Source organism: Pullulanibacillus camelliae (assembly GCF_014642655.1).
GTDB lineage: Bacteria > Bacillota > Bacilli > Bacillales > Sporolactobacillaceae > Pullulanibacillus > Pullulanibacillus camelliae.
In genome coordinates, this window is the sequence record NZ_BMIR01000010.1 from 139,092 (window position 1) to 157,727 (window position 18,636).

Sequence of the window (18,636 nt, forward strand, 5' to 3'; positions counted from 1 at the left end):
GAAACCTGTCTTTTATATGTATATAGAAGATGCTTTGCTAAAGACTAACTGTAACAGATTTGAAAGAACTTGAAGGTCGCATGGCTTTAAAAATATGGAATAATAGATAGGGATGAACAGTAGAAAGGGTGTCCACGATTTGGGGCAGAATGCATTTAATGATACATTTCTGAAGGCTTGTCGAAAGGAAGCGGTTCCATATACACCTGTTTGGTATATGAGACAAGCGGGAAGATATCAACCAGAGTACCGTGAGATTCGCAAAAAATATTCTTTTTTTGAAATCAATGAAAATCCAGAGGTATGTGCTGAAGTGACGCGCCTGCCTGTTGAGCAATTAGGCGTGGATGCGGCCATTTTATTTGCTGATATTATGACCCCACTGCAACCCATTGGCGTTGAGGTTGACATGGTGTCCGGCAAAGGGCCAATGATCCGCAATCCGATTCGCTCACTTGCTGATGTTGAGCGGTTGCATAGCATTCATCCAGAGCAGTCTCTGCCTTTTATTGGTGAGACCATTCAATTGTTAAGAGAGCAGCTTTCTGTACCATTGATTGGCTTTGCTGGTGCGCCTTTTACTTTATCGAGCTATTTAATCGAGGGCGGCCCTTCAAAAGACTATCATAAAACCAAAGGCTTTATGTATGCCCGACCAAAGGAATGGCAGGCCTTGATGGACAAGCTCGCTGATGTGACTGTGGAATACTTACTTTATCAAATTCGTTCCGGTGCTCAGGCGGTCCAAGTCTTTGATTCTTGGGTAGGTTCAGTTGGTGCTGAGGATTATGAACAATACATTGCCCCAACAATGACTAAAATCTTTACAGCGTTAAAACAGACGGGTATCCCTACTATTTATTTTGGAAGTGGTACCGCTCATTTATTAAACATCTGGAATGGGCTTCCTGTTGATGTGCTGTCTATTGACTGGAGAATTTCTATCGATGAAGTTCGCGCCCTTGGCATTGAGAAAAGTGTGCAGGGAAATCTTGACCCTTCCATGCTACTTGCACCATGGGAGCTTCTAAAGAATAAAGTGACAGCCATTCTTGATCAGGGCTGCAAGCAGCCAGGCTATATCTTTAATTTAGGACATGGCGTCTTTCCAGAAGCAAGCGTTGAAACCTTGCAGCGATTAACGCAGTTTATTCATGATTATACTAAAAAATAAAATGAGGTGTTTAGGATGGCAAAGAAAAAGATGGGTTTACTTGTAATGGCCTATGGTACGCCAAATAAACCAGAGGATATTGAACCTTATTACACAGATATCCGCCACGGTCGGCGCCCGACAGATGAACAGCTCGATGATTTGAAACGTCGTTATGAAGCGATTGGTGGTGTGTCTCCTTTAGCGCGTATCACCAATGAACAAAAGGACAACTTAGAAGCACATCTCAATGCCATGCAGGATGACATTGAATTCAAGGCATATTTGGGCCTCAAGCATATTGCACCGTTTATTGAAGATGGTGTTACAGCCATGCATAAGGATGGAATTAAAGAGGCAGTGGCCATCGTTCTTGCTCCACATTATTCGACATTTAGCGTGAAGTCCTATATGGAAAGAGCGCAAAATAAGGCAAAAGAACTCGGTGGCTTGACAATCGTTCCTATCGAAAGCTGGTATAAAGAGCCAGGCTTTATTCGCATGTGGGCTGACAAGGTCAAAGCGGTATTTGGTGACATTCCCGCTTCACGTCGCGAGGATACTGTTGTCGTGTTCTCTGCCCATAGTTTACCTGAAAAAATTCTGCAATATGGCGACCCATATCCTGAACAACTTCGTGAAACAGCCGAACTTATCGCACAGGCTGCTGATGTCCAGCACTATGCGATTGGCTGGCAAAGTGAGGGCAATACCCCTGATCCATGGTTAGGACCAGATGTTCAGGACCTGACGCGCACACTTTATGAAAAAGAAGGGTATCGTTCGTTTATTTATTGCCCAGTAGGATTTGTAGCTGAGCATTTAGAAGTGCTATACGATAATGATTATGAATGTAAAGTCGTGACTGAGGAGCTTGGTGCTGATTATCACCGCCCACCAATGCCTAATGCTGAACCTGTCTTTATCAATGTGCTGGCTACAGTTGTTTTAAAAGCCGTTAAAGAAAGCGTAGCGGTTAAGTAATCATGAAGGTGGCAATTATAGGCGGTGGGATATCTGGCTTATCTAGTGCCTTCCATGTGAAGCGCTTGGCGCGTGAAAAAGGTCAGAACGTAGAGGTTGCTCTTTTTGAGGAAGCAGCGACTGTAGGTGGTAAAATCAGCACTGAACGCCGTGACGGTTTTGTGATTGAACGCGGTCCGGATTCAATTCTTAAAAGAAAACCGGAAGCTTTAGAACTCATAAAATACTTAGGATTAGAAGCGGATCTAGTTTCTAATCAAACAGGTCAATCTTATATTCTTAAGGAAGACCAGCTTCATCCTATTCCTGAAGGATCTGTGATGGGGGTACCCACAAGGATTCGCTCACTGCTTGATTCGGAACTCTTGTCTATGGATGGCAAGATACGGGTATTAAATGAGTACTTCATTCCCCAGCTACCTGATTTTGAAGATATGTCTGTTGGGGAATTCTTTAAAGCGCGACTTGGGGAAGAAGTGGTCGATCATATCATCAGTCCATTATTATCTGGAATCTATGCCGGAGATATTTACAAACTGAGTTTGCAAATTGCTCTGCCACAATTTATTGCTATTGAGAAGCAATATGGAAGCTTAATCAAAGGATTAAGTCAGACGGCTTCGAAGAAGAAAACCAGTCAGTTTGCTACATTGACAGGCGGTTTGCAAGAATTAGTGTCCACTTTAGAGCAAGCGTTAAAGAAGGATGGCGTGGCGATTTACACAGGAACATGTGTAGAAGCAGTTGGAAAAGAGGAGCAGGGCTATTCTTTAGAGCTTTCGACTGGCGAGACTATGACTGCTGATCATCTCATATTTTGTGTGCCGCATCGCGTGACAGAGTCCTTATTGCCTGATGCAGACTATTTACATCGTGAGCATGCCGCACCAGATACATCGGTTGCAACGATTGCGATGACTTTTAATCAAGAGGATGTACAGATGGAAAAAGAGGGAACAGGCTTCGTAGTGTCACGCCGAGAACCAAAGGCCATCACAGCATCGACTTGGACACATATGAAATGGGCACATGCGGCTCCAAAAGGTAAAGCGATCATTCGCTGTTACGTGGGAAAAGCAGGAGACGACCAAATTATCAATCAATCTGATGAGGCGTTAGTGCAAATCGCCCTTCAAGATTTAAAAGGCGTAGTAGCAATAAAAGGGCAGCCTGACTTGACTGTGGTGACAAGGTGGCCGCAGGCCATGCCACAATATGCTGTCGGCCATCGGCAATGGCTAGCCGCTATTCGCCAACGCTTAGCATTGGATTATCCAAATGTTTATTTAGCAGGTGCTTCGTATGATGGCGTTGGGATTCCAGATTGTATCAAGCAGGCAAAGGAAGCGGCTGAGCAAATTATCACAACCAAAGAAACAGAAATATCCCGGTGAGCGCTTGCAGGCTTTCCGGGCTTTTGCTGTATGACATTCCGATCATCAGTGTTTTAGCAAAATGAAAAGGTTAGGAGAATGGGTATGAAAAAAACGATGCTGTTTTTAAGTTTCATCCTGTTACTGATTAGCTTGAGTGCTTGTGCGTCGTTTAATCAAGTGGATGAGGATTCCTTACAAAATCAAGTCATTTATAACATCCAAAAGCATCATGGAAAAGAAATCAATTTTAAAGAAGCGATGAGTGGTTTTGATTGGGAAAAGGTCTATATTTTCACTCCGCATACATCAATCAATAGTATTAATAAGCAGATCGGCTTTAAGTGGTTAACTCATAAGCAAGGGATACAATACCGGGATGATATCAATCTCGTAGCATTTGTAAAAGATAACCAAGTGGTTCATTCTGTTGAAATTTCTCGTAAATATGGTGACTTTGTCCTTGATTCCAAAAATGGTTTTGATAAGGACCATTCTGTCTTACAAATTAAGAAAGCAAATGCCAAAAATTCATAAAGAACCATTGGTCGCCTTTTCGATTGCTTGTGCTAAAGCTTCAGGCTGCTGAGTTCCAATGACGAAAACACCTTTCGTGGTACATAGAAAGAGCCCTTGATTGCCGTTCATGCTATAAGAAGTTTCACCAAAATGGTTGATGCGAATCCCCCAGCCTCCAAAGCGTTTTATAGGACTGTAATCCATGGGCTCATAGCTTTGAATGGTCTCATAGGGAAAGACGCGTGCATGGCGATGAAAGGGTGTTAATTGAACAGAGATCCCATCGCTTCGGATTTGAGTGACAAGTTTAAAGCGCCAGGTGCAAATGGGGAGTCCAACGCCAAAAATAACGAATAAGAAGGTTAAGAAACCGTCAGGAGCTGGCTGAGATCCAAAAGGAATGCCTATTATCATTTGTTGGATAAAGCCGTACCAAACAATGGCTGCAATACAAAGGGTAAGAAACCAAATTCCTTTTTTGGGATACTGCACTTCTTCAAAGATAAGCGTACTGTCAGGCATATGATCACCCTTCATTCTTCCTACCGGAAAGGATAATAAGTCATTCAAACAACGATGGCGCGTCATTGCAGCAAGTGGGTCATTCTCTAAGCGCAGATTCAGTCCATAATGAAGATAACCCTGAAGTAAGATAAAAAGATAGCTATACTATAGCATGGGAAACTGATATGTTGTGGATAGAGCTGTGCGTGTACAAGGGATTTTTTTAAATGCTTCTTCATTATTAATATATGAAAAATGCGACAATGTGATAGTATCTTTCCTGCATATATGTGTTATATTAAATCCGGAAAGGCTGTGATTATTATGAAATGGACAGTCGTTGGTTTTTGGGGAGGACACCCAGAGCAAGGAGAAGCAACCTCAGCTTATTTGCTGGAAGAAGAGGACTACACGCTACTCATTGATTGTGGCAGTGGCGTCCTTGCCCAACTGCCGAAGTATGTCCCCATTAGCCAGTTAGATGCGGTTATTCTCTCTCATTTTCATTTTGACCATGTGGCTGATATTGGGCCATTGCAATATGCTAAGCATGTTGAAAAGTATATTGGGAACCCTAAAGGGGTTTTGCCTATTTATGCCCATCAGCTTGAACCAGACAAGTTCAGAACCCTTACATATGAAGAAGCAACAAAAGGGATTCCTTATGATCTTGGGAAAGCATTGCAGGTGGGGCCCTTTACCATTACATTTCTGAAAACAGAACACCCAGCGCCTTGTGCAGCGATGGCGATAACGGATGAGAGGAAAAAGATCGTGTTTACTGCTGATACGAGCTTCTTCCCAGATCTTATTCCATTTGCGAAGCACGCTGATCTGCTCGTTGCCGAATGCAGTTTGTATAAGGGGGTTGATGGCAAACCGATGGGGCATTTAAATGCAGAGGACGTCGGGTTTATCGCTAAACAAGCAGAGGTGAAGGAATTACTGCTGTCCCATCTCCCTCATTATGGCAACCATCAAGAGCTGGTTGAACAGGCGAAAGTTGAATTTAAAGGAACACTATCCCTTGCCCAAAGTGGCTGGTCATGGGAAGCCTAAGAGAGAGTAGGAATCATGATGATAGAAACAGAACGACTCAAGTTTAGAGAATATACTTTAGATGATCTGCCTTTTTATGCTTCTTTATGGGGAAATTATGAGGTCGTAAAGTACATTGGTGCTGGAATTCCTAAAACGCCTCCAGAAGCAAAGGCACATTTAGAAGAACGTATTTTGCCGAGTTATCGGAATGGGGTTGGATTGTTCGCCATGATTTATAAGCCAGAAAATAAGCTGATCGGTCATGCAGGGATTATTCCTCAAGAGATTGAAGGTGAAGAGGAATATGAAATTGGGTACTGGTTGTCTCCTGATTACTGGAGGAAGGGGCTGGCAACAGAAGCGGCCACGGCTTTTAAGCACTATGGCTTTAACGCGCTTCAACTCGATAAGCTCATCTCTTTAATCAACCCGAATAATCCTGCGTCAATCTTTGTGGCCCGTAAGAATCAGATGTTTTATGAAAAGACGGTACATTTTTTAACCAGTACGGCACTGGTTTATGCCATTTATAAGGAAGATTATGAGAGGTAAGAAGTGCCTGATCAGAAACGCTTGCTTATGCTATAAGAAAGCAAAGCGGCTTATAATCAAATGTGACGATAGAACAAATAAGAGCAGCGGTTCTGAATCTATGGATGAGTAATAACAAGCAAGGACACTGAAAATTTTATGGTTTGTCAGTGTCCTCGCCGTTAGCTAGGCTTTCTATTGCCAAGACCAGGTTAACCAGTGAAGCTGCCATGACAGCAGCTGAATGATCAAGGTGAATAAAAGTAAGATAGCACTATAGCTGTAGTCCTTCTTTTTTATCTGAGGCGTGGCATAATAGGTTCTGGTTTTTGATCCAGTAAACCCACGTGCTTCCATGGCGATCGCGACGCGTTCGGCACGGCGAATGCCCTGGGTCAAAAGCGGGAGTGTGTAGCGAATAAATGCTTCACGCCAATTTTTCCTCTGGAATCCACGAATTTTATGCGCTGCCTTCATTTGCTGTAATTCTGACTGAAACAATGGGACAAAGCGCAGGCCAGCTAGTAGGCCATAAGCCCATTTAGGTGATAGATGGCATTGGTGAATCAAACTCATGATAAACTCACTTACATCGGTTGTTGACGTAAATAAAAGACTATAGGTGACGAAGGCATACATCCGCATCGCAATGGTTAAGCCATGCTGAATCCCTTCCTGGGTAATATGGAACCATCCCCACTGCCAAAGTAGTGTTTCCCCTTTTCCAAATGCAGCGAGCATCCAAAAGGTAAGAACGAAAAACAATAAATAAGGCAATAGCCTTTTTACAAGATAGTGAAGACGCCAGCCTCCAAAGACAATGCCTGTGCTAACAGCTAATAGCCAGAGTAAGCAAGTGGTGCGTGGATCGCTTGTCATCATGAGTAGGATCATAATGACAAGGTGAGTACTAAGCTTCAGGGAAGGGTTAATGTGTGCTAAAGCTGAATTCATGGGAGTCATGCGCCCTGTTCCCTCCTTGTTCTTCCTGATTGTCAGCCCTTGTCTTACGCGCCTGAATTAATGGATAACCAAGCGGCGGAATTATATCATACTGTGCACATAAATGGGTATTTGAAAAAAGATCATGGGGGCGACCGTTAAATTGCAAGTGCCCCCCGGCTAAAAGCAGAACGCGTTCTGCATAGTAACTGACGCTATTCATGTCATGAGTAACCATAATAATCGCAGTTCCTCGTTGCTTGCGCTCCTTTAGCTTTTTCATCAATTCCGCGGTTGTCCGTGCATCCTGCCCAAAGGTAGGTTCATCCAATAACAAGGCTTGTTGATCCAATAAGAGCATGGTTGCTACACTTAGACGGCGTTTTTGTCCTTGGCTGAGGGTAAAAGGGTGCTGGTTGGCAACCTGCTCTAAATGAAAGGTTTTTAACAAACGTTCCGTCGTCTTTTTGAGCTTAGCAGCAGGCCAATCCCGCAGCTTTCCTGCAAAGGCGATCTCATCATAAACCGTTTGTGTGACAAATTGCCACTCTGGGTTTTGAAAGACGAAGCCTAATCGTTCATAAAGCTGCTTTTCAGACCAACGATTCAGTTCTTTCCCCATGAAAGTCAAGTGTTCAGCCTTTCCTTTTGTGAGACGAGCCAATGCCTTAAGTAATGTAGATTTTCCACTGCCATTTTTACCGATAATCGTGACCCATTCCCCCTGTTCAATCGTAAAGCTTATTTCCCGCATAATGGGAGAATCGCCATAGCCTAGCTCTAAATCTGTAACCTCAAATAATGGAGTGGGCCCTGGAGTAGAGGGGGCGTTGTGAGCACAATGGTGAACCGCCTGGGTTAGCCTTAGACTGATAGGGTGATGTTCTTGAGCTACAACGTCATTCCATGTGGCTGGGAAAAGCTGCGGCTTCCATATTCCTGCCTTATCGATGGCTGATTCATACGTGGTTAAGATGTCCTTCGGATTACCGGCTGCCACTAAAGACCCAGATGCATCGAATAAAAATACTTTATCCATCCATTCAATCAAGCCATCTAAGCGATGTTCTATGAAGATAAAGGTTTTATCACTTTTTACTGAATAATCGTGAAGACATTGGAATACCTCTTGTTGACCAGCAGGATCTAGCTGCGCAGTGGGTTCATCAAAAAATAAGGCATCTGGCTCAAGGGCTAACAGGCAAGCGAGCGCAAGGCGTTGCTTCATTCCTCCAGATAAGCTTTGTATCATTGTATGACCAGGAATGTCTAAGCCAACGGTTTCCTTTACTTCATGAATCAGATCATCCATGCGCTGGCGGGGGATGGCACGGTTTTCCAAACTAAAGGCGATTTCCTCGTCAACCCTAAGCATACAAAATTGCGTATCCGGATCTTGAAACATGACTCCGCACTGTTCTGCACCATATACAGTTCCTTTGACATCAGCATCGATGTGCTTTGGAATCAACCCAGAGAGCACAGAAAGCAATGTGGATTTTCCACACCCACTTGGTCCTAAAAAAAGCACTTTTTCCCCTTTAGCAATGGATAGCGTCACATTTTGTAATGTGGCATCCACCTGCTCAGGAAACCAGACACTGAGATTTTTACAGCCGAGATGAGGAGGAATGTTTTTTTGCGTCACGCTGATCCTGTCCATAGTATCGCTCCTTCATTATGGCATAAGCTTGTAAAGCACCTGTTTTACAGAGTGTATCAGCCAATATTTTGGCTAGATAGCCACCTAAAATGGCACCACTGAGAACGCGAAGTCCGAGAATAGTTAGCAGAAGCTTCACGCTATAATAGCCAAAGCCATTTGCTATTACATCATAAATCGTACTGCCAAAGGCTCCCAAAATACCTGAGATTACTAAAGGGATGAGTGTAAAACGTTTATAGCGAAAAAGAGCAAAAGCGAGCTCAGAGCCTATCCCTTGAAAAATACCAACAAAGAAAGAGGATAGACCAAATTGACTCCCCGTCAAGACTTCGACGGCAGCTGCTGCCACTTCTGCAATCAATGCGGCTCCAGGCTTGCGGATAATGTAGGCGACTAAGGGACTGGCGATCACCCAAATGCCGAACATCCACTCTGACCCCACTGGGCCAAAAAGTGCAGAGATAGGAATGGATAAGGTGGACCAGCCTAAGTAGATGATCCCACAAACGATGGAGAGAATGACGGTGAGCACAACCTCTCTCATTCGCCAATTCATAGTGAAACCCCCTTCGTTTTAACCGGCCAGTCTTCAAGCCGATAAGCCATATCCCAAAATTGATATTCAAGCTGAGTGCTGATTAAAAAATGTTCCAGGATCTGTTGGCGCTCTTGAGAATTGGCGGTTTGTGCAAGCGCGTCAAGACGCTGACAAAGATGGTTGGTTGTTTTGGGTGATTCGGCATAAAAAGTTATCCAATCAAAAAAGGGATGGTCAGGTGACGGTTGGACCTCTTTTAGAAGCTTTTGACCGATTTCGTAATAGGTCCAAGGACAGGGAAGAAGTGCAGCAATAATTTCTGCAAGCGAACCGGTTTGAGCCACGCTTAACATGTGGCGGGTGTAATGATGGGCGCTTGGTGACAAGGGTTCACCTTGCAGCTCCTCATACTGCACGCCTGCCACCTCGCAAAAGTTATGATGGGGATGGATTTCGCTATGGAGGATAAAGGCGATCTGTCCATTAAAAAATTCAATATCTTTCCTTGAGGTGCTTTTGCTAACGGCATGCCCATAGATACGCATAAACGTATTTAAGTATTCGTAATCCTGCTTAACGTAATGGATCAGTTGCTCCTTACGAAGCTGACCAGTGGCAATGCCTTGGACAAAGGGATGCTCAAAAATAGCCTGAAAAATAGGATCGGCTTCCTGACGAAGCTGCTCAGAAAAATGCATAACAAAAAGTCCTCCTTTGTGATTGTAGTGAAGTCACTAGAGGACGCCGCTTTTAGAGCGACAAAAGGCCGCTCCAAAAGGGAGCGGCTGGATAGACAAGGCCGGCTCCACTTTCCTACGCTGGTATCAACCAGATCAGGTTCAAAGGGTCCAAGAATGATACATTCTTGTCTCAGCCGTTTTTAACGGCTCCCCTAGTGGACTTCATTTATAAACTTACTTATAAGGTACACTAAAATGTGGCAGGCGTCAACTGAAAATTGACGCCTGCGTTTAAGCAAGAAAAGCAGATATAAAACCAATAGTTGTGATAAAACGATGAACATGTTTTTTGCTCATAGCCGCTGTATGGGCTTTGATTTCATTAGGATGCTGCTGTGCTCTAGGGGAAGGATGCATAAGATTCACCTCCCTAAATTTTTAGGCAAAAAGCGTTTGATAAAGAAGAAATAAATTGAGTACGATGACTAGACTGGCGATGGCCCATGCGGCCACATTTGTTATTTTCTTATTGGCGAGTTTTCCCATAAGCTCCTTCTTGCTCGTAAAGATAATAAGCGGAATAAGAGCAAAGGCGATGCCAAAGGATAAAACAACTTGACTCATAACAAGCGCGTAAGTTGGGTTGACCCCGAAAATGATAATGGCAAGTGGCGGAATCATCGTAATAAACCGTCTGAGATAAATTGGGATTCTTTTTCTAATAAACCCTTGCATGATAATATCACCGGATAAAGTGCCGACAGATGAACTTGATAATCCTGACGATAAAAGTCCTACCCCAAAAATGATGGCTGCTAAAGGACTAATCAACACTTTAAATTGGTCGAAGGCGACATCAAGATCCTGGATGACCATGCCGTGTTTATGGAAGAGGGCCCCTGCGACAATAAGCATGCTGGCATTGATGATGCCGGCAATAATCATGGCAATTAAAATATCAACAAATTCAAATTTAAAAATCTTTAATTTTTCATCGTCATTGCGACCGATAATACGCTTGTTGGTTAATCCAGAATGTAAGTAAATGGCATGAGGCATAACCGTAGCACCCAATATACCTGCTGCTAACAAAATACTATTTACACCATCAAATCTCGGAACAACCAGCCCCTTCATTAAAGGTGCGAGCTCAGGCTGGGCAAAAACAACCTGGACACCGAAGGCTAAGACGACCAGAACAACCATACCAGCGATGACGGCTTCTAATGGCCGAAATCCTTTCCGTTGTAATTCTAAAATTAAAAAGGAAGCAACGGCTGTGATCAACGCTGAAGGTAACATCGGTATGCCAAAAACTAAATAAAGGCCGAGGGCAGCACCAATGAATTCTGCAAGATCAGTCGCCATGACAATAATTTCACCTTGAATCCATAAGCCGACAGAAGCCCATGTGGGTAAATGATCACGCGCAACCTCAGGAAGATTTTTTCCCGTAGCAATCCCTAATTTAGCAGATAGAGATTGGACGAGAATCGCCATGAGATTGGAGATAGCAACAACCCATAACAGCATGTAGCCGTATTGTGATCCGCCCTGGATATTTGTTGCAAAGTTCCCAGGATCAATATAAGCGACCGCTGCAATAAAAGCTGGGCCAAGAAATGGTAGGAGTTGTTTTAAACCTTTCCCTTTTGCCAAAATACTCTCCAATGATTGCCCCTCAGATAATTGCTGCGTTGAGTCTAGTGCTTCGCTGGATCCAGAAGCATTTGGCGACCGAAAGAGCTTATCTTTCATGTCGAAGTCCTCCTTTTTAGCTGCAAGACATAGTTTTGCATCAGTGCAACTTTTGTATCTAAGGCTATAATATGCGGTTTGGGGAAAATTTGCAACCTTTTTGATCAATTTTTTTGTGATTTTATGAAAAAAGAGGACTGGCATCGCTTTCACCTTTCATAAATATTAAGGGGCTCTGTCTCAAACGCTTTTATAGCTATCCTGATCATCTGACGCTGGGAGGAACTCCGCTCTAATGGCTTACAGCAAAGCATTTTGATATTAAAATCTAAGTAAAATCAGGCATTTGCCCGGTTTTTATTTAAGGACATTGAAAAACTGGATGTACCTTTAGCTAAAGGATACACCCAGTCATAGTATAATCGGTTTATGATTTTTTAGTAGGATGTGGCATTCAAGGCGCAGTAAGGCCCAATTAAGCGATTTGTTCAGTACCTTCTTCTATTTCTCCTTCTCTTCTAGCCACTACAACACTTCCCGTACAATCTCCGAGTACGTTAATTGAAGTTCTAAACATGTCAAGGAGACGATCGACAGCAAGAATGAGTCCAATCCCTTCTACGGGAAGGTTAACGGCATTCAAGACGAGCACCATGGTGATCAAGCCAGCTCCAGGAATCCCAGCAGCACCAATGGCGGCAAGAGAAGCTGTGAGTAAAATAATAATTTGGGCGCCGATACTAAGGTGGATGCCATAGGCCTGTGCAATAAAAAGGGCAGCAACTCCTTCATAAAGAGCGGTACCATCCATATTAACTGTCGCTCCCAAAGGAAGCACAAAGCTGGAAACCCGATTGCTGACGCCAAGATTATTTTCTACCGACCTTAAGCTTACCGGTAAAGTGGCATTACTGCTCGCAGTGGAAAAGGCAATAAGCCAGGCTGGGAAGACTCCGCGCATAAAGGTAATGGGATTCATTTTACCAAGCGTTTTGATTAATGAGAAATAAACAATGCAGAGGTGGAGAAATAGTCCTAATAAAATGACAAACATGTATTTAGCAAGTGGAGCAAAGACGGTAGTGCCGTTATCAGCAATGGTTTTAACAATGAGTGCAAAAACGCCGTAGGGGGCAAGCGCCATGATCCATGCAGTGATTTTCATCATAATTTCAAAACAAGCTTCAAAGAAATTGTAGGCAGGCTTTGCCTTTTCTCCAAGAAAGACCATGGCAATACCAATAAAAATTGAAAAGAAAATAATTTGTAAGATAGAGGTTTGGGTTAAGGCTTGGATGGGATTGGTGGGTATCATATTTAAAAAGGTGTCACTCAGTGAGGTCAGCTTATTAGAGTCGGGTGCCTTAATGTCCGAAGGGATAGTGAAGCCATTTCCAGGATGAAAGATATTGACCAAGATGAGTCCGATGAGCGCCGCACAAAATGTTGTGGATATAAAATAAACAATGGTTTTCCAGCCGATACTTCCTAGTTTTAGCGGATCTTTAAGACCGGCCACACCTACGATTAAGGAAGTAACGACAAGCGGAACGACTAACATGTTGATCAGACGAATAAAGACATTAGAGATAAAGGCAAAAAAACTGTAAAGCCAGTTTCCCTCATCAATATTGGCTGCGACAAAAATTAAGCCAACAATGACAGCTAGCGCCATACTGATGACCATTTGTAGCCACATGGGCAGCTTTTTCATGTACAGTCCTCCTTAGTTAAATTTTTATATAATTTAATATAAGAGTTTCCTTCTTTCTTTATGTCTGAATTCGACCAGAATGTCAGATATTTTCCCATAGAAAAAGTATGAAAGCACGGGATTGTGAAGAAGCTAACTACAAATGTAAAGATAAATAAGGTGATATGCATGAAGGCGAATGATCAAGAAAGTCAGCTGTTTAGTGATGCTATTGATGCCATTAATAATGGTATGGAGGATATTATCAATTTATATAACGCACTTGAAGAAGAACAGCAGCTCATTCAATTCGAAGAGAGCGTTGTGGCACACATCGAAAAGGCAAAGGCGAAGTATGGAGAGGCATTTGTCGACCAAAAAATCAACACGGTGATTAAAGAAATGCTGGATTGGCTTCCACTGGATGATGGCGAAAAGAATGAGAAGGCTGAAACATGATTCGGCCTTCTTCTTGTTCAAAGAAAAGAAAGTATAATCTGATTTATTCATACTTCAAAGAAAAACAAGATTTCAGGTCAAGACCAAACTATATTAGGAAGCATATTAAGAAAGTCACTGTGATGAAGCAATAAAAGATCGCGAACTAAAAAGTTATCTGTTTTTGGGCATACTTCTCCCTTGGCGCGAAAATAAATGTTGAAATGTGTATGGCAAAGGGAGGTGATTTCCGCTCCAATCCACTTGTTCAGGCAATGAAGCCTCTTCCATATCTGCTGATGCTCTATACTAAGACAAGGACCGGGTAGCTTTTCGCCTGGTTTTTCTTATTCTTTTCTAGACATCCTTCTGTCATACTAGGTGATAAAGGAGGGTGTGATCATGACAAAAGGCTTAATCCACCACATAGAGTTATATGTATCCGATTTACAGCGCTCGAAAACCTTTTGGGGTTGGTTTCTTACTTGGCTTGGATATGAGGTCTATCAACAATGGCCGAAAGGTATCAGCTGGAAGCTAGGCGAATGTTATATTGTCTTTGTTCAGGTAGAGGAGCGCTTTTTAGATATTCCCTATCATCGCTGCCGAGCAGGGCTAAATCATCTTGCTTTTCATGTAGAGACACAGGAGCAAGTGGACCAGCTTACGGAGGAGTTGAAGAAGCGGGGTGTTCGACCTTTATATGAAGAAAAGCATCCTTACGCCGGCGGTCCTAATCATTATGCGGTATACTTCGAGGATCCCGACCGTATTAAAGTAGAGGCAGTGGCAGCAACGAGTAAAGGGACACTCCTTAAATAAAGGTGTCCCTGATTTTTATGTTTTCTATTGTGTGATCGCTTCTTTTTTTGATGATGATATCGGCATGCGAACGCGTAGGAAGAATGTGCTCGTACAAATTTCTTCCATTCACTTTATCCCAAACCCCTTGGGCTAACTGGAGGAGCTCTGCCTCAGATTTTTCTTTGAAGGCATGATAATAAGACGTAGGATCCTGTTCAGCCTTTTTCTTTAATTCACTAATGCGTTTCCAAAACCATTGAAATAAATCCCGTTCTTCTGCATCAAGATAAATCGTAACATCCAGCAGCTTAGGCAAGCCTTGAGCTTGAGAATGATATTGTAGTGTATTAATACCTTCTACAATGATAATGTCCGCTTTCTCAATAGTCTGTTCATGGTCCAGGATATCATAGGTTTCATGTGAATAGATGGGAACGTTCGTACGCTTTCCGAGCTTAATCTGATGTAATGCGTGAATCAGCTTGTCCCAATCATAGCTCTCAGGGAATCCTTTTAAATCCATCATGTTGCCTTCTTTTAATACATGATTTGGAAATAAAAAATGGTCGGTAGAAAGCACGGTGGCTTTTAATGGCTGGTCGGCTGCTGTCAACAGCTGGATGAGGGTGTTGGCAAAAGTGCTTTTTCCAGCGGCCACACTGCCTGCAATGCCAATAATAAAGGGCTTTGGGGCTGGAGTGTCTTGATGAAAAAATTGCTCTAGAGCGGTGCTTCTTTCTTGATGAAGGGTATAGAGCCTCAGTAACAGGCTTCCAAGTGGGTTATAGATGTCCGAAAGCTCTTGCTCGGCAATCATTGTCGAAAAATGTTCCTTTTCATCTATAGAAATGTCATGTGGAAAGGTACTCCACTTTGGGCGGTCAAAAACAATGTAAGGCATAGTTGTTCTCCTTTGAAGAGGTGATATGCTTTTATTATACTATATATAGGAAGAATGTTTCGCAAAAAGTGCCCAGTCGATTTAAAACCTTGAGGCTCTGCACTTGCAAGAAAATCTTGATGGAAAAAATCGTTTTGTGTCGTTATGATAGAGAAGGAAATGAAAAGCTGTTTAAGAGATAGACGGAGGGAAAAAAGCGTGAAATACATAGATAATCAAGATATCATGGATATCAATCTCAATTTTGCTATTGAGGAATACATCCTTACTGAGCTGGATATTAATGAAACCTATTTGCTTTTTTATAGCATGACCCCAACGGTTATTGTCGGGAAAAATCAAAATACGCTTGAAGAGATCAATTTGGATTATGTAAGAAAACACAATGTCACAGTGGCGCGCCGTCTGTCAGGCGGTGGTGCAGTTTATAACGATGAGGGCGATCTCAGCTTTAGCTTTATTACAAAAGACGATGGCAATAGCTTTCATAACTTTAAAAAATTCACGGACCCCGTGGTACAAGCCTTGCATCAAATGGGGGTGAACGCTGAGCTTCAAGGGCGAAATGACTTGCTTGTTGATGGGAAAAAGATAAGTGGTAATGCTCAATTTTCGACGCGTGGACGTATGTATAGTCATGGCACGCTTATGTTCGATGTCAATTTGGAAAATGTTGCAAAGGCGCTTAACCCAGATGCCGAAAAATACCTTTCTAAAGGCATAAAATCTGTGCGCAGTCGTGTGACTAATATTCGTGAGCACTTGGCTCAGGACATGACCATCACGGAATTTAAGCAAACCTTACTAAGATATATCTTCGGTTCTGAAGATAAGATTGATGAATATAAGCTCACAGAAGCAGACTGGAAACGTATTGAAGAAATCGCTGAGCGGCGTTATAGAAACTGGGATTGGGTTTACGGAAAATCACCTAAATTCAATGTTCAATATAAAAAGCGATTTCCCGGAGCTGGAACGGTCGATATCCGCATGGTTGTAAGAAAAGGCATCATTCAAGAAGGCATTATTTTTGGTGACTTCTTTGGTGTTGGGGATGTCAATGATGTGATCAATCTTTTAAAAGGGACCCGTTTTGAATATAATGCAGTGGAAGACAAGCTATCTTCCATTGATGTTGGCCATTATTTCGGTAAAATTACTAAAGATAATCTCCTGGAATTAATGTTTTAAAAACCCGCTACATGCGGGTTTTTATTTAAAGATCAGAAAGTATAAAATTTCTGGTCATGAGGACGGTGCGGATTGCCGCCCCAAGCCGCTCGCTTTCCGCGGGGGAGTGGTAAGCCTCCTCGCGCCTTCGTACTGCTAAGCTCTTACCGATCTCCCATTTCCCGCTGGAGTCTAGTCTTCGCATCATGAGTCAGCGGCACCCGCGGAACACACGATTTTAGAGTGTTCCGAATCTCGCGCCTTGCGCTCCATCCACTTGATCAGGCAATGAAGTCTCTTTCATATTGGCTGATGCTCTATACTAAGGACAAGGACCGGGCATGCTCTTCGCCCGGTTTTTCTTATACTATCAGAATGTATAATTTCGCTGACGCCCCCAAAGGAAGAGAGTATAAGTGTCACTTTGGCTTTCGACTTTTAAGGCTTGCGGGCACCCTAAGTGGGTGATTAGCAAAAATCACACCAGGAGTACCAGTGAAGTGGTGCAAGCCAAGTTTTCTAATAACGTCAGCAATTATAACTTTGTGGAAGACCTTATAAGTTTAGGCTTTGATTTTGGCCGTCTGAAGCTTGTGGGAATCCAATCCAAGGCAGAAGCTTCCAATCAGGATATGAGCGCAGCAAAAGTCTCGATTGCGTTTCTAAATAACAAAATCTGTATTAAAATAACTAGTGCCTACCGCTTAAATAAAAATCCTCTTTAATCAGAAAGGACCTCAAAAGGGCTGCCAAGCTCTTCAGAACGTTTTGTAGCGGCTTGAATCGCTGCGATCAGCCCCTCTTGAAAGTGATAATCCTCTAATACCGAAATCCCTGCCTGCGTCGTCCCCCCTGGGCTGGTAATTTTTCTTCGCAAAAGTCTTGGGGTTTCTGAACTGCTCCTCAGCATTTCTGCTGCACCAATAAGGGTTTGTAGAATTAAATCCTTCGCAACTCTAGTGTCAAGATTGATGTGTGAAGCGGCCTCTTCCATCGCTTCTACAAGATAATAAATATAAGCGGGCCCACTGCCGGATAGTCCAGTAATCGCATGGAGAGCGTTTTCCTGGACACTAACCGTGGTGCCGATCGCTCTTAATAAATGACTGACCTGTTGTAAATGGTCGGGTGTAGCATGGCGCCCTGCTGCGATCGCGGTGGCCGATAGACCGATTGCAGCAGAAGTGTTAGGCATGGCACGAATAACGGGATTAGCTAACGCCAACTGCTCGGAAATGTAATCAGTGGATACGCCAGCTAATACGGAGAGGATCACTTGGTTTTCTTGAAGCTTATCTTTTATAGAAAAAAGCACTTCTGAGATATCTTTTGGTTTAACCGATAAGATAATGAGGTCAGCGTTTTGGATCACGTGCTCTGTTTGCTCTGAAACAGACACTTCAAAGCAGTCTCGTAAAGTTTCTAAGCGTTGCTTATTACTTCGGTTGGTCAACCATATTTGCTGTGGCTCTAGAATGTGCCGAGCGAGTATACCGGTAATCATGGACTCTGCAATGGCTCCCGCTCCAATAAATGCTACCTTTTTAAACATTGCTTTTTTATTCCTCCTCATAGATTGTATTTGCGAATTTTGACAACACAAAAACCCCATCTCGCCTTATTAATAAGGACGGAATGGGGTTTGATTCCGCGGTACCACCTAGATTGACATTGTTTTTAATGCCCGCTTCATTTCTGATTAACGCACAGGGGACGGTCAGCTTCGTCACTGACAGCTCACAGGTGGGTTCAATGAGCGCAGGGCTGCAGAATGTCTCAGCTACTCATTCCGCTCTCTTTAATGTCTGCTCGTCATTTACTAGCCTGTTCATTGCCGACTATTATTTTAAAGTATTATGAAGGGAAATCAGGAGGATGTCAAGGAGATATTTTAAAATGTTTGTGTCAAACTTTTCTCGGTACCCTATTCATCCCAGTATTTCTGGCACTCTAAATTTGTACGCTTTTCCAGCTACCGCGCGAATGTCTTCGCTTGGTTCC

At 43.0% G+C, this 18,636-nt stretch carries 20 protein-coding genes and 1 riboswitch; of the genes, 10 read left to right on the forward strand and 10 right to left on the reverse strand.

Annotated features, from left to right (window positions below; genetic code table 11):
- The first annotated feature begins 112 nt into the window (after nucleotides 1-112).
- From hemE to IEW82_RS11795, 4 genes are all read left to right on the forward strand, one after another.
- Complete coding sequence (gene hemE / locus IEW82_RS11780) at nucleotides 113-1,174, forward strand: uroporphyrinogen decarboxylase (protein ID WP_188694183.1); 1,062 nt, start codon at nucleotides 113-115, stop codon at nucleotides 1,172-1,174.
- A 15-nt stretch (nucleotides 1,175-1,189) separates the two neighbouring features.
- Nucleotides 1,190-2,137, forward strand: coding sequence for a ferrochelatase (hemH, locus tag IEW82_RS11785; RefSeq protein WP_188694185.1), 948 nt, complete (start codon nucleotides 1,190-1,192; stop codon nucleotides 2,135-2,137).
- A gap of 2 nt (nucleotides 2,138-2,139) precedes the next feature.
- A complete protein-coding gene (gene hemY / locus IEW82_RS11790; RefSeq protein ID WP_188694188.1) occupies nucleotides 2,140-3,531 on the forward strand; it encodes a protoporphyrinogen oxidase in 1,392 nt (463 codons plus the stop codon).
- Between the two features lie 84 nt (nucleotides 3,532-3,615).
- Nucleotides 3,616-4,047, forward strand: coding sequence for a hypothetical protein (locus tag IEW82_RS11795; protein ID WP_188694191.1), 432 nt, complete (start codon nucleotides 3,616-3,618; stop codon nucleotides 4,045-4,047).
- Here IEW82_RS11795 and IEW82_RS11800 read toward each other — a convergent pair.
- Nucleotides 4,042-4,551 carry a DUF6141 family protein gene (locus IEW82_RS11800; protein ID WP_188694193.1) on the reverse strand — a complete coding sequence of 170 codons (510 nt, stop codon included), beginning with the start codon at nucleotides 4,549-4,551 and terminating at the stop codon, nucleotides 4,042-4,044. The genes IEW82_RS11795 and IEW82_RS11800 overlap by 6 nt on opposite strands.
- Nucleotides 4,552-4,857: 306 nt before the next feature.
- Between IEW82_RS11800 and IEW82_RS11805 the strand changes: the two genes are divergently transcribed.
- Both IEW82_RS11805 and IEW82_RS11810 read left to right on the forward strand, forming a co-directional pair.
- Nucleotides 4,858-5,592, forward strand: coding sequence for an MBL fold metallo-hydrolase (locus IEW82_RS11805; RefSeq protein ID WP_188694196.1), 735 nt, complete (start codon nucleotides 4,858-4,860; stop codon nucleotides 5,590-5,592).
- Between the two features lie 18 nt (nucleotides 5,593-5,610).
- Nucleotides 5,611-6,126: a GNAT family N-acetyltransferase gene (locus tag IEW82_RS11810; RefSeq protein WP_188694276.1), complete on the forward strand. Its 516-nt coding sequence runs from the start codon at nucleotides 5,611-5,613 to the stop codon at nucleotides 6,124-6,126.
- A gap of 174 nt (nucleotides 6,127-6,300) precedes the next feature.
- Here the strand turns inward: IEW82_RS11810 and IEW82_RS11815 are convergent, their stop codons facing one another.
- The 7 genes from IEW82_RS11815 to IEW82_RS11840 all read right to left on the reverse strand — a co-directional run bounded on the left by IEW82_RS11815 (nucleotide 6,301) and on the right by IEW82_RS11840 (nucleotide 13,343).
- Complete coding sequence (locus IEW82_RS11815; RefSeq protein ID WP_188694199.1) at nucleotides 6,301-7,068, reverse strand: energy-coupling factor transporter transmembrane component T family protein; 768 nt, start codon at nucleotides 7,066-7,068, stop codon at nucleotides 6,301-6,303.
- Nucleotides 7,034-8,710, reverse strand: a complete 1,677-nt coding sequence (locus IEW82_RS11820; RefSeq protein WP_229672558.1) for an ABC transporter ATP-binding protein — start codon at nucleotides 8,708-8,710, stop codon at nucleotides 7,034-7,036. The genes IEW82_RS11815 and IEW82_RS11820 overlap by 35 nt, the downstream gene beginning before the upstream one ends.
- A complete protein-coding gene (locus tag IEW82_RS11825) occupies nucleotides 8,658-9,269 on the reverse strand; it encodes an ECF transporter S component (protein ID WP_188694202.1) in 612 nt (203 codons plus the stop codon). Before IEW82_RS11825 ends, IEW82_RS11820 begins: the two co-directional genes overlap by 53 nt.
- Nucleotides 9,266-9,949 (reverse strand): thiaminase II, encoded by a 684-nt coding sequence (gene tenA / locus IEW82_RS11830; protein ID WP_188694205.1) that lies wholly within the window; start codon nucleotides 9,947-9,949, stop codon nucleotides 9,266-9,268. Before tenA ends, IEW82_RS11825 begins: the two co-directional genes overlap by 4 nt.
- 95 nt (nucleotides 9,950-10,044) lie before the next feature.
- Nucleotides 10,045-10,155, reverse strand: a riboswitch (TPP riboswitch).
- 67 nt (nucleotides 10,156-10,222) lie between these two features.
- The gene (locus IEW82_RS20215) at nucleotides 10,223-10,348 is read right to left on the reverse strand and encodes a hypothetical protein (RefSeq protein WP_268237358.1); all 126 of its coding nucleotides are present in this window, start codon (nucleotides 10,346-10,348) and stop codon (nucleotides 10,223-10,225) included.
- A 21-nt stretch (nucleotides 10,349-10,369) separates the two neighbouring features.
- A complete protein-coding gene (locus tag IEW82_RS11835) occupies nucleotides 10,370-11,689 on the reverse strand; it encodes an Nramp family divalent metal transporter (protein WP_188694210.1) in 1,320 nt (439 codons plus the stop codon).
- A 415-nt stretch (nucleotides 11,690-12,104) separates the two neighbouring features.
- Nucleotides 12,105-13,343, reverse strand: coding sequence for a dicarboxylate/amino acid:cation symporter (locus IEW82_RS11840; RefSeq protein WP_188694213.1), 1,239 nt, complete (start codon nucleotides 13,341-13,343; stop codon nucleotides 12,105-12,107).
- A 168-nt stretch (nucleotides 13,344-13,511) separates the two neighbouring features.
- On the opposite strand from IEW82_RS11840, the gene IEW82_RS11845 reads away from it, so the two are divergent.
- Both IEW82_RS11845 and IEW82_RS11850 read left to right on the forward strand, forming a co-directional pair.
- A complete protein-coding gene (locus IEW82_RS11845; protein ID WP_188694217.1) occupies nucleotides 13,512-13,781 on the forward strand; it encodes an atypical membrane-integrating protein (Mistic protein) in 270 nt (89 codons plus the stop codon).
- Between the two features lie 381 nt (nucleotides 13,782-14,162).
- Nucleotides 14,163-14,582, forward strand: a complete 420-nt coding sequence (locus tag IEW82_RS11850) for a VOC family protein (protein WP_188694220.1) — start codon at nucleotides 14,163-14,165, stop codon at nucleotides 14,580-14,582.
- On the opposite strand, the gene coaA is transcribed toward IEW82_RS11850, so the two are convergent.
- Nucleotides 14,575-15,465, reverse strand: coding sequence for a type I pantothenate kinase (gene coaA, locus IEW82_RS11855; protein WP_188694223.1), 891 nt, complete (start codon nucleotides 15,463-15,465; stop codon nucleotides 14,575-14,577). The two genes, IEW82_RS11850 and coaA, sit on opposite strands and share 8 nt — an antisense overlap.
- 198 nt (nucleotides 15,466-15,663) lie before the next feature.
- Between coaA and lplA the strand changes: the two genes are divergently transcribed.
- Nucleotides 15,664-16,656: a lipoate--protein ligase gene (gene lplA / locus IEW82_RS11860; RefSeq protein ID WP_188694226.1), complete on the forward strand. Its 993-nt coding sequence runs from the start codon at nucleotides 15,664-15,666 to the stop codon at nucleotides 16,654-16,656.
- A gap of 479 nt (nucleotides 16,657-17,135) precedes the next feature.
- Nucleotides 17,136-17,360 carry a hypothetical protein gene (locus IEW82_RS11865; RefSeq protein ID WP_188694229.1) on the forward strand — a complete coding sequence of 75 codons (225 nt, stop codon included), beginning with the start codon at nucleotides 17,136-17,138 and terminating at the stop codon, nucleotides 17,358-17,360.
- On the opposite strand, the gene proC is transcribed toward IEW82_RS11865, so the two are convergent.
- Nucleotides 17,357-18,187 carry a pyrroline-5-carboxylate reductase gene (proC, locus tag IEW82_RS11870; protein ID WP_188694232.1) on the reverse strand — a complete coding sequence of 277 codons (831 nt, stop codon included), beginning with the start codon at nucleotides 18,185-18,187 and terminating at the stop codon, nucleotides 17,357-17,359. The two genes, IEW82_RS11865 and proC, sit on opposite strands and share 4 nt — an antisense overlap.
- Nucleotides 18,188-18,636 lie beyond the last annotated feature (449 nt).

What these genes read in the sequence shown, in the direction of transcription:
- IEW82_RS11805 (WP_188694196.1), top strand. Translation starts at nt 4,858, where the DNA reads ATGAAATGGACAGTCGTTGGTTTTTGGGGAGGACACCCAGAGCAAGGA.
- IEW82_RS20215 (WP_268237358.1), bottom strand. Translation starts at nt 10,348, where the DNA reads ATGCATCCTTCCCCTAGAGCACAGCAGCATCCTAATGAAATCAAAGCC.
- IEW82_RS11835 (WP_188694210.1), bottom strand. Translation starts at nt 11,689, where the DNA reads ATGAAAGATAAGCTCTTTCGGTCGCCAAATGCTTCTGGATCCAGCGAA.
- IEW82_RS11800 (WP_188694193.1), bottom strand. Translation starts at nt 4,551, where the DNA reads ATGCCTGACAGTACGCTTATCTTTGAAGAAGTGCAGTATCCCAAAAAA.
- IEW82_RS11820 (WP_229672558.1), bottom strand. Translation starts at nt 8,710, where the DNA reads ATGGACAGGATCAGCGTGACGCAAAAAAACATTCCTCCTCATCTCGGC.
- hemY (WP_188694188.1), top strand. Translation starts at nt 2,140, where the DNA reads ATGAAGGTGGCAATTATAGGCGGTGGGATATCTGGCTTATCTAGTGCC.
- IEW82_RS11795 (WP_188694191.1), top strand. Translation starts at nt 3,616, where the DNA reads ATGAAAAAAACGATGCTGTTTTTAAGTTTCATCCTGTTACTGATTAGC.
- hemH (WP_188694185.1), top strand. Translation starts at nt 1,190, where the DNA reads ATGGCAAAGAAAAAGATGGGTTTACTTGTAATGGCCTATGGTACGCCA.
- proC (WP_188694232.1), bottom strand. Translation starts at nt 18,187, where the DNA reads ATGTTTAAAAAGGTAGCATTTATTGGAGCGGGAGCCATTGCAGAGTCC.
- tenA (WP_188694205.1), bottom strand. Translation starts at nt 9,949, where the DNA reads ATGCATTTTTCTGAGCAGCTTCGTCAGGAAGCCGATCCTATTTTTCAG.
- IEW82_RS11825 (WP_188694202.1), bottom strand. Translation starts at nt 9,269, where the DNA reads ATGAATTGGCGAATGAGAGAGGTTGTGCTCACCGTCATTCTCTCCATC.
- IEW82_RS11850 (WP_188694220.1), top strand. Translation starts at nt 14,163, where the DNA reads ATGACAAAAGGCTTAATCCACCACATAGAGTTATATGTATCCGATTTA.
- IEW82_RS11810 (WP_188694276.1), top strand. Translation starts at nt 5,611, where the DNA reads ATGATAGAAACAGAACGACTCAAGTTTAGAGAATATACTTTAGATGAT.
- IEW82_RS11845 (WP_188694217.1), top strand. Translation starts at nt 13,512, where the DNA reads ATGAAGGCGAATGATCAAGAAAGTCAGCTGTTTAGTGATGCTATTGAT.
- hemE (WP_188694183.1), top strand. Translation starts at nt 113, where the DNA reads ATGAACAGTAGAAAGGGTGTCCACGATTTGGGGCAGAATGCATTTAAT.
- IEW82_RS11840 (WP_188694213.1), bottom strand. Translation starts at nt 13,343, where the DNA reads ATGAAAAAGCTGCCCATGTGGCTACAAATGGTCATCAGTATGGCGCTA.
- IEW82_RS11815 (WP_188694199.1), bottom strand. Translation starts at nt 7,068, where the DNA reads ATGACTCCCATGAATTCAGCTTTAGCACACATTAACCCTTCCCTGAAG.
- coaA (WP_188694223.1), bottom strand. Translation starts at nt 15,465, where the DNA reads ATGCCTTACATTGTTTTTGACCGCCCAAAGTGGAGTACCTTTCCACAT.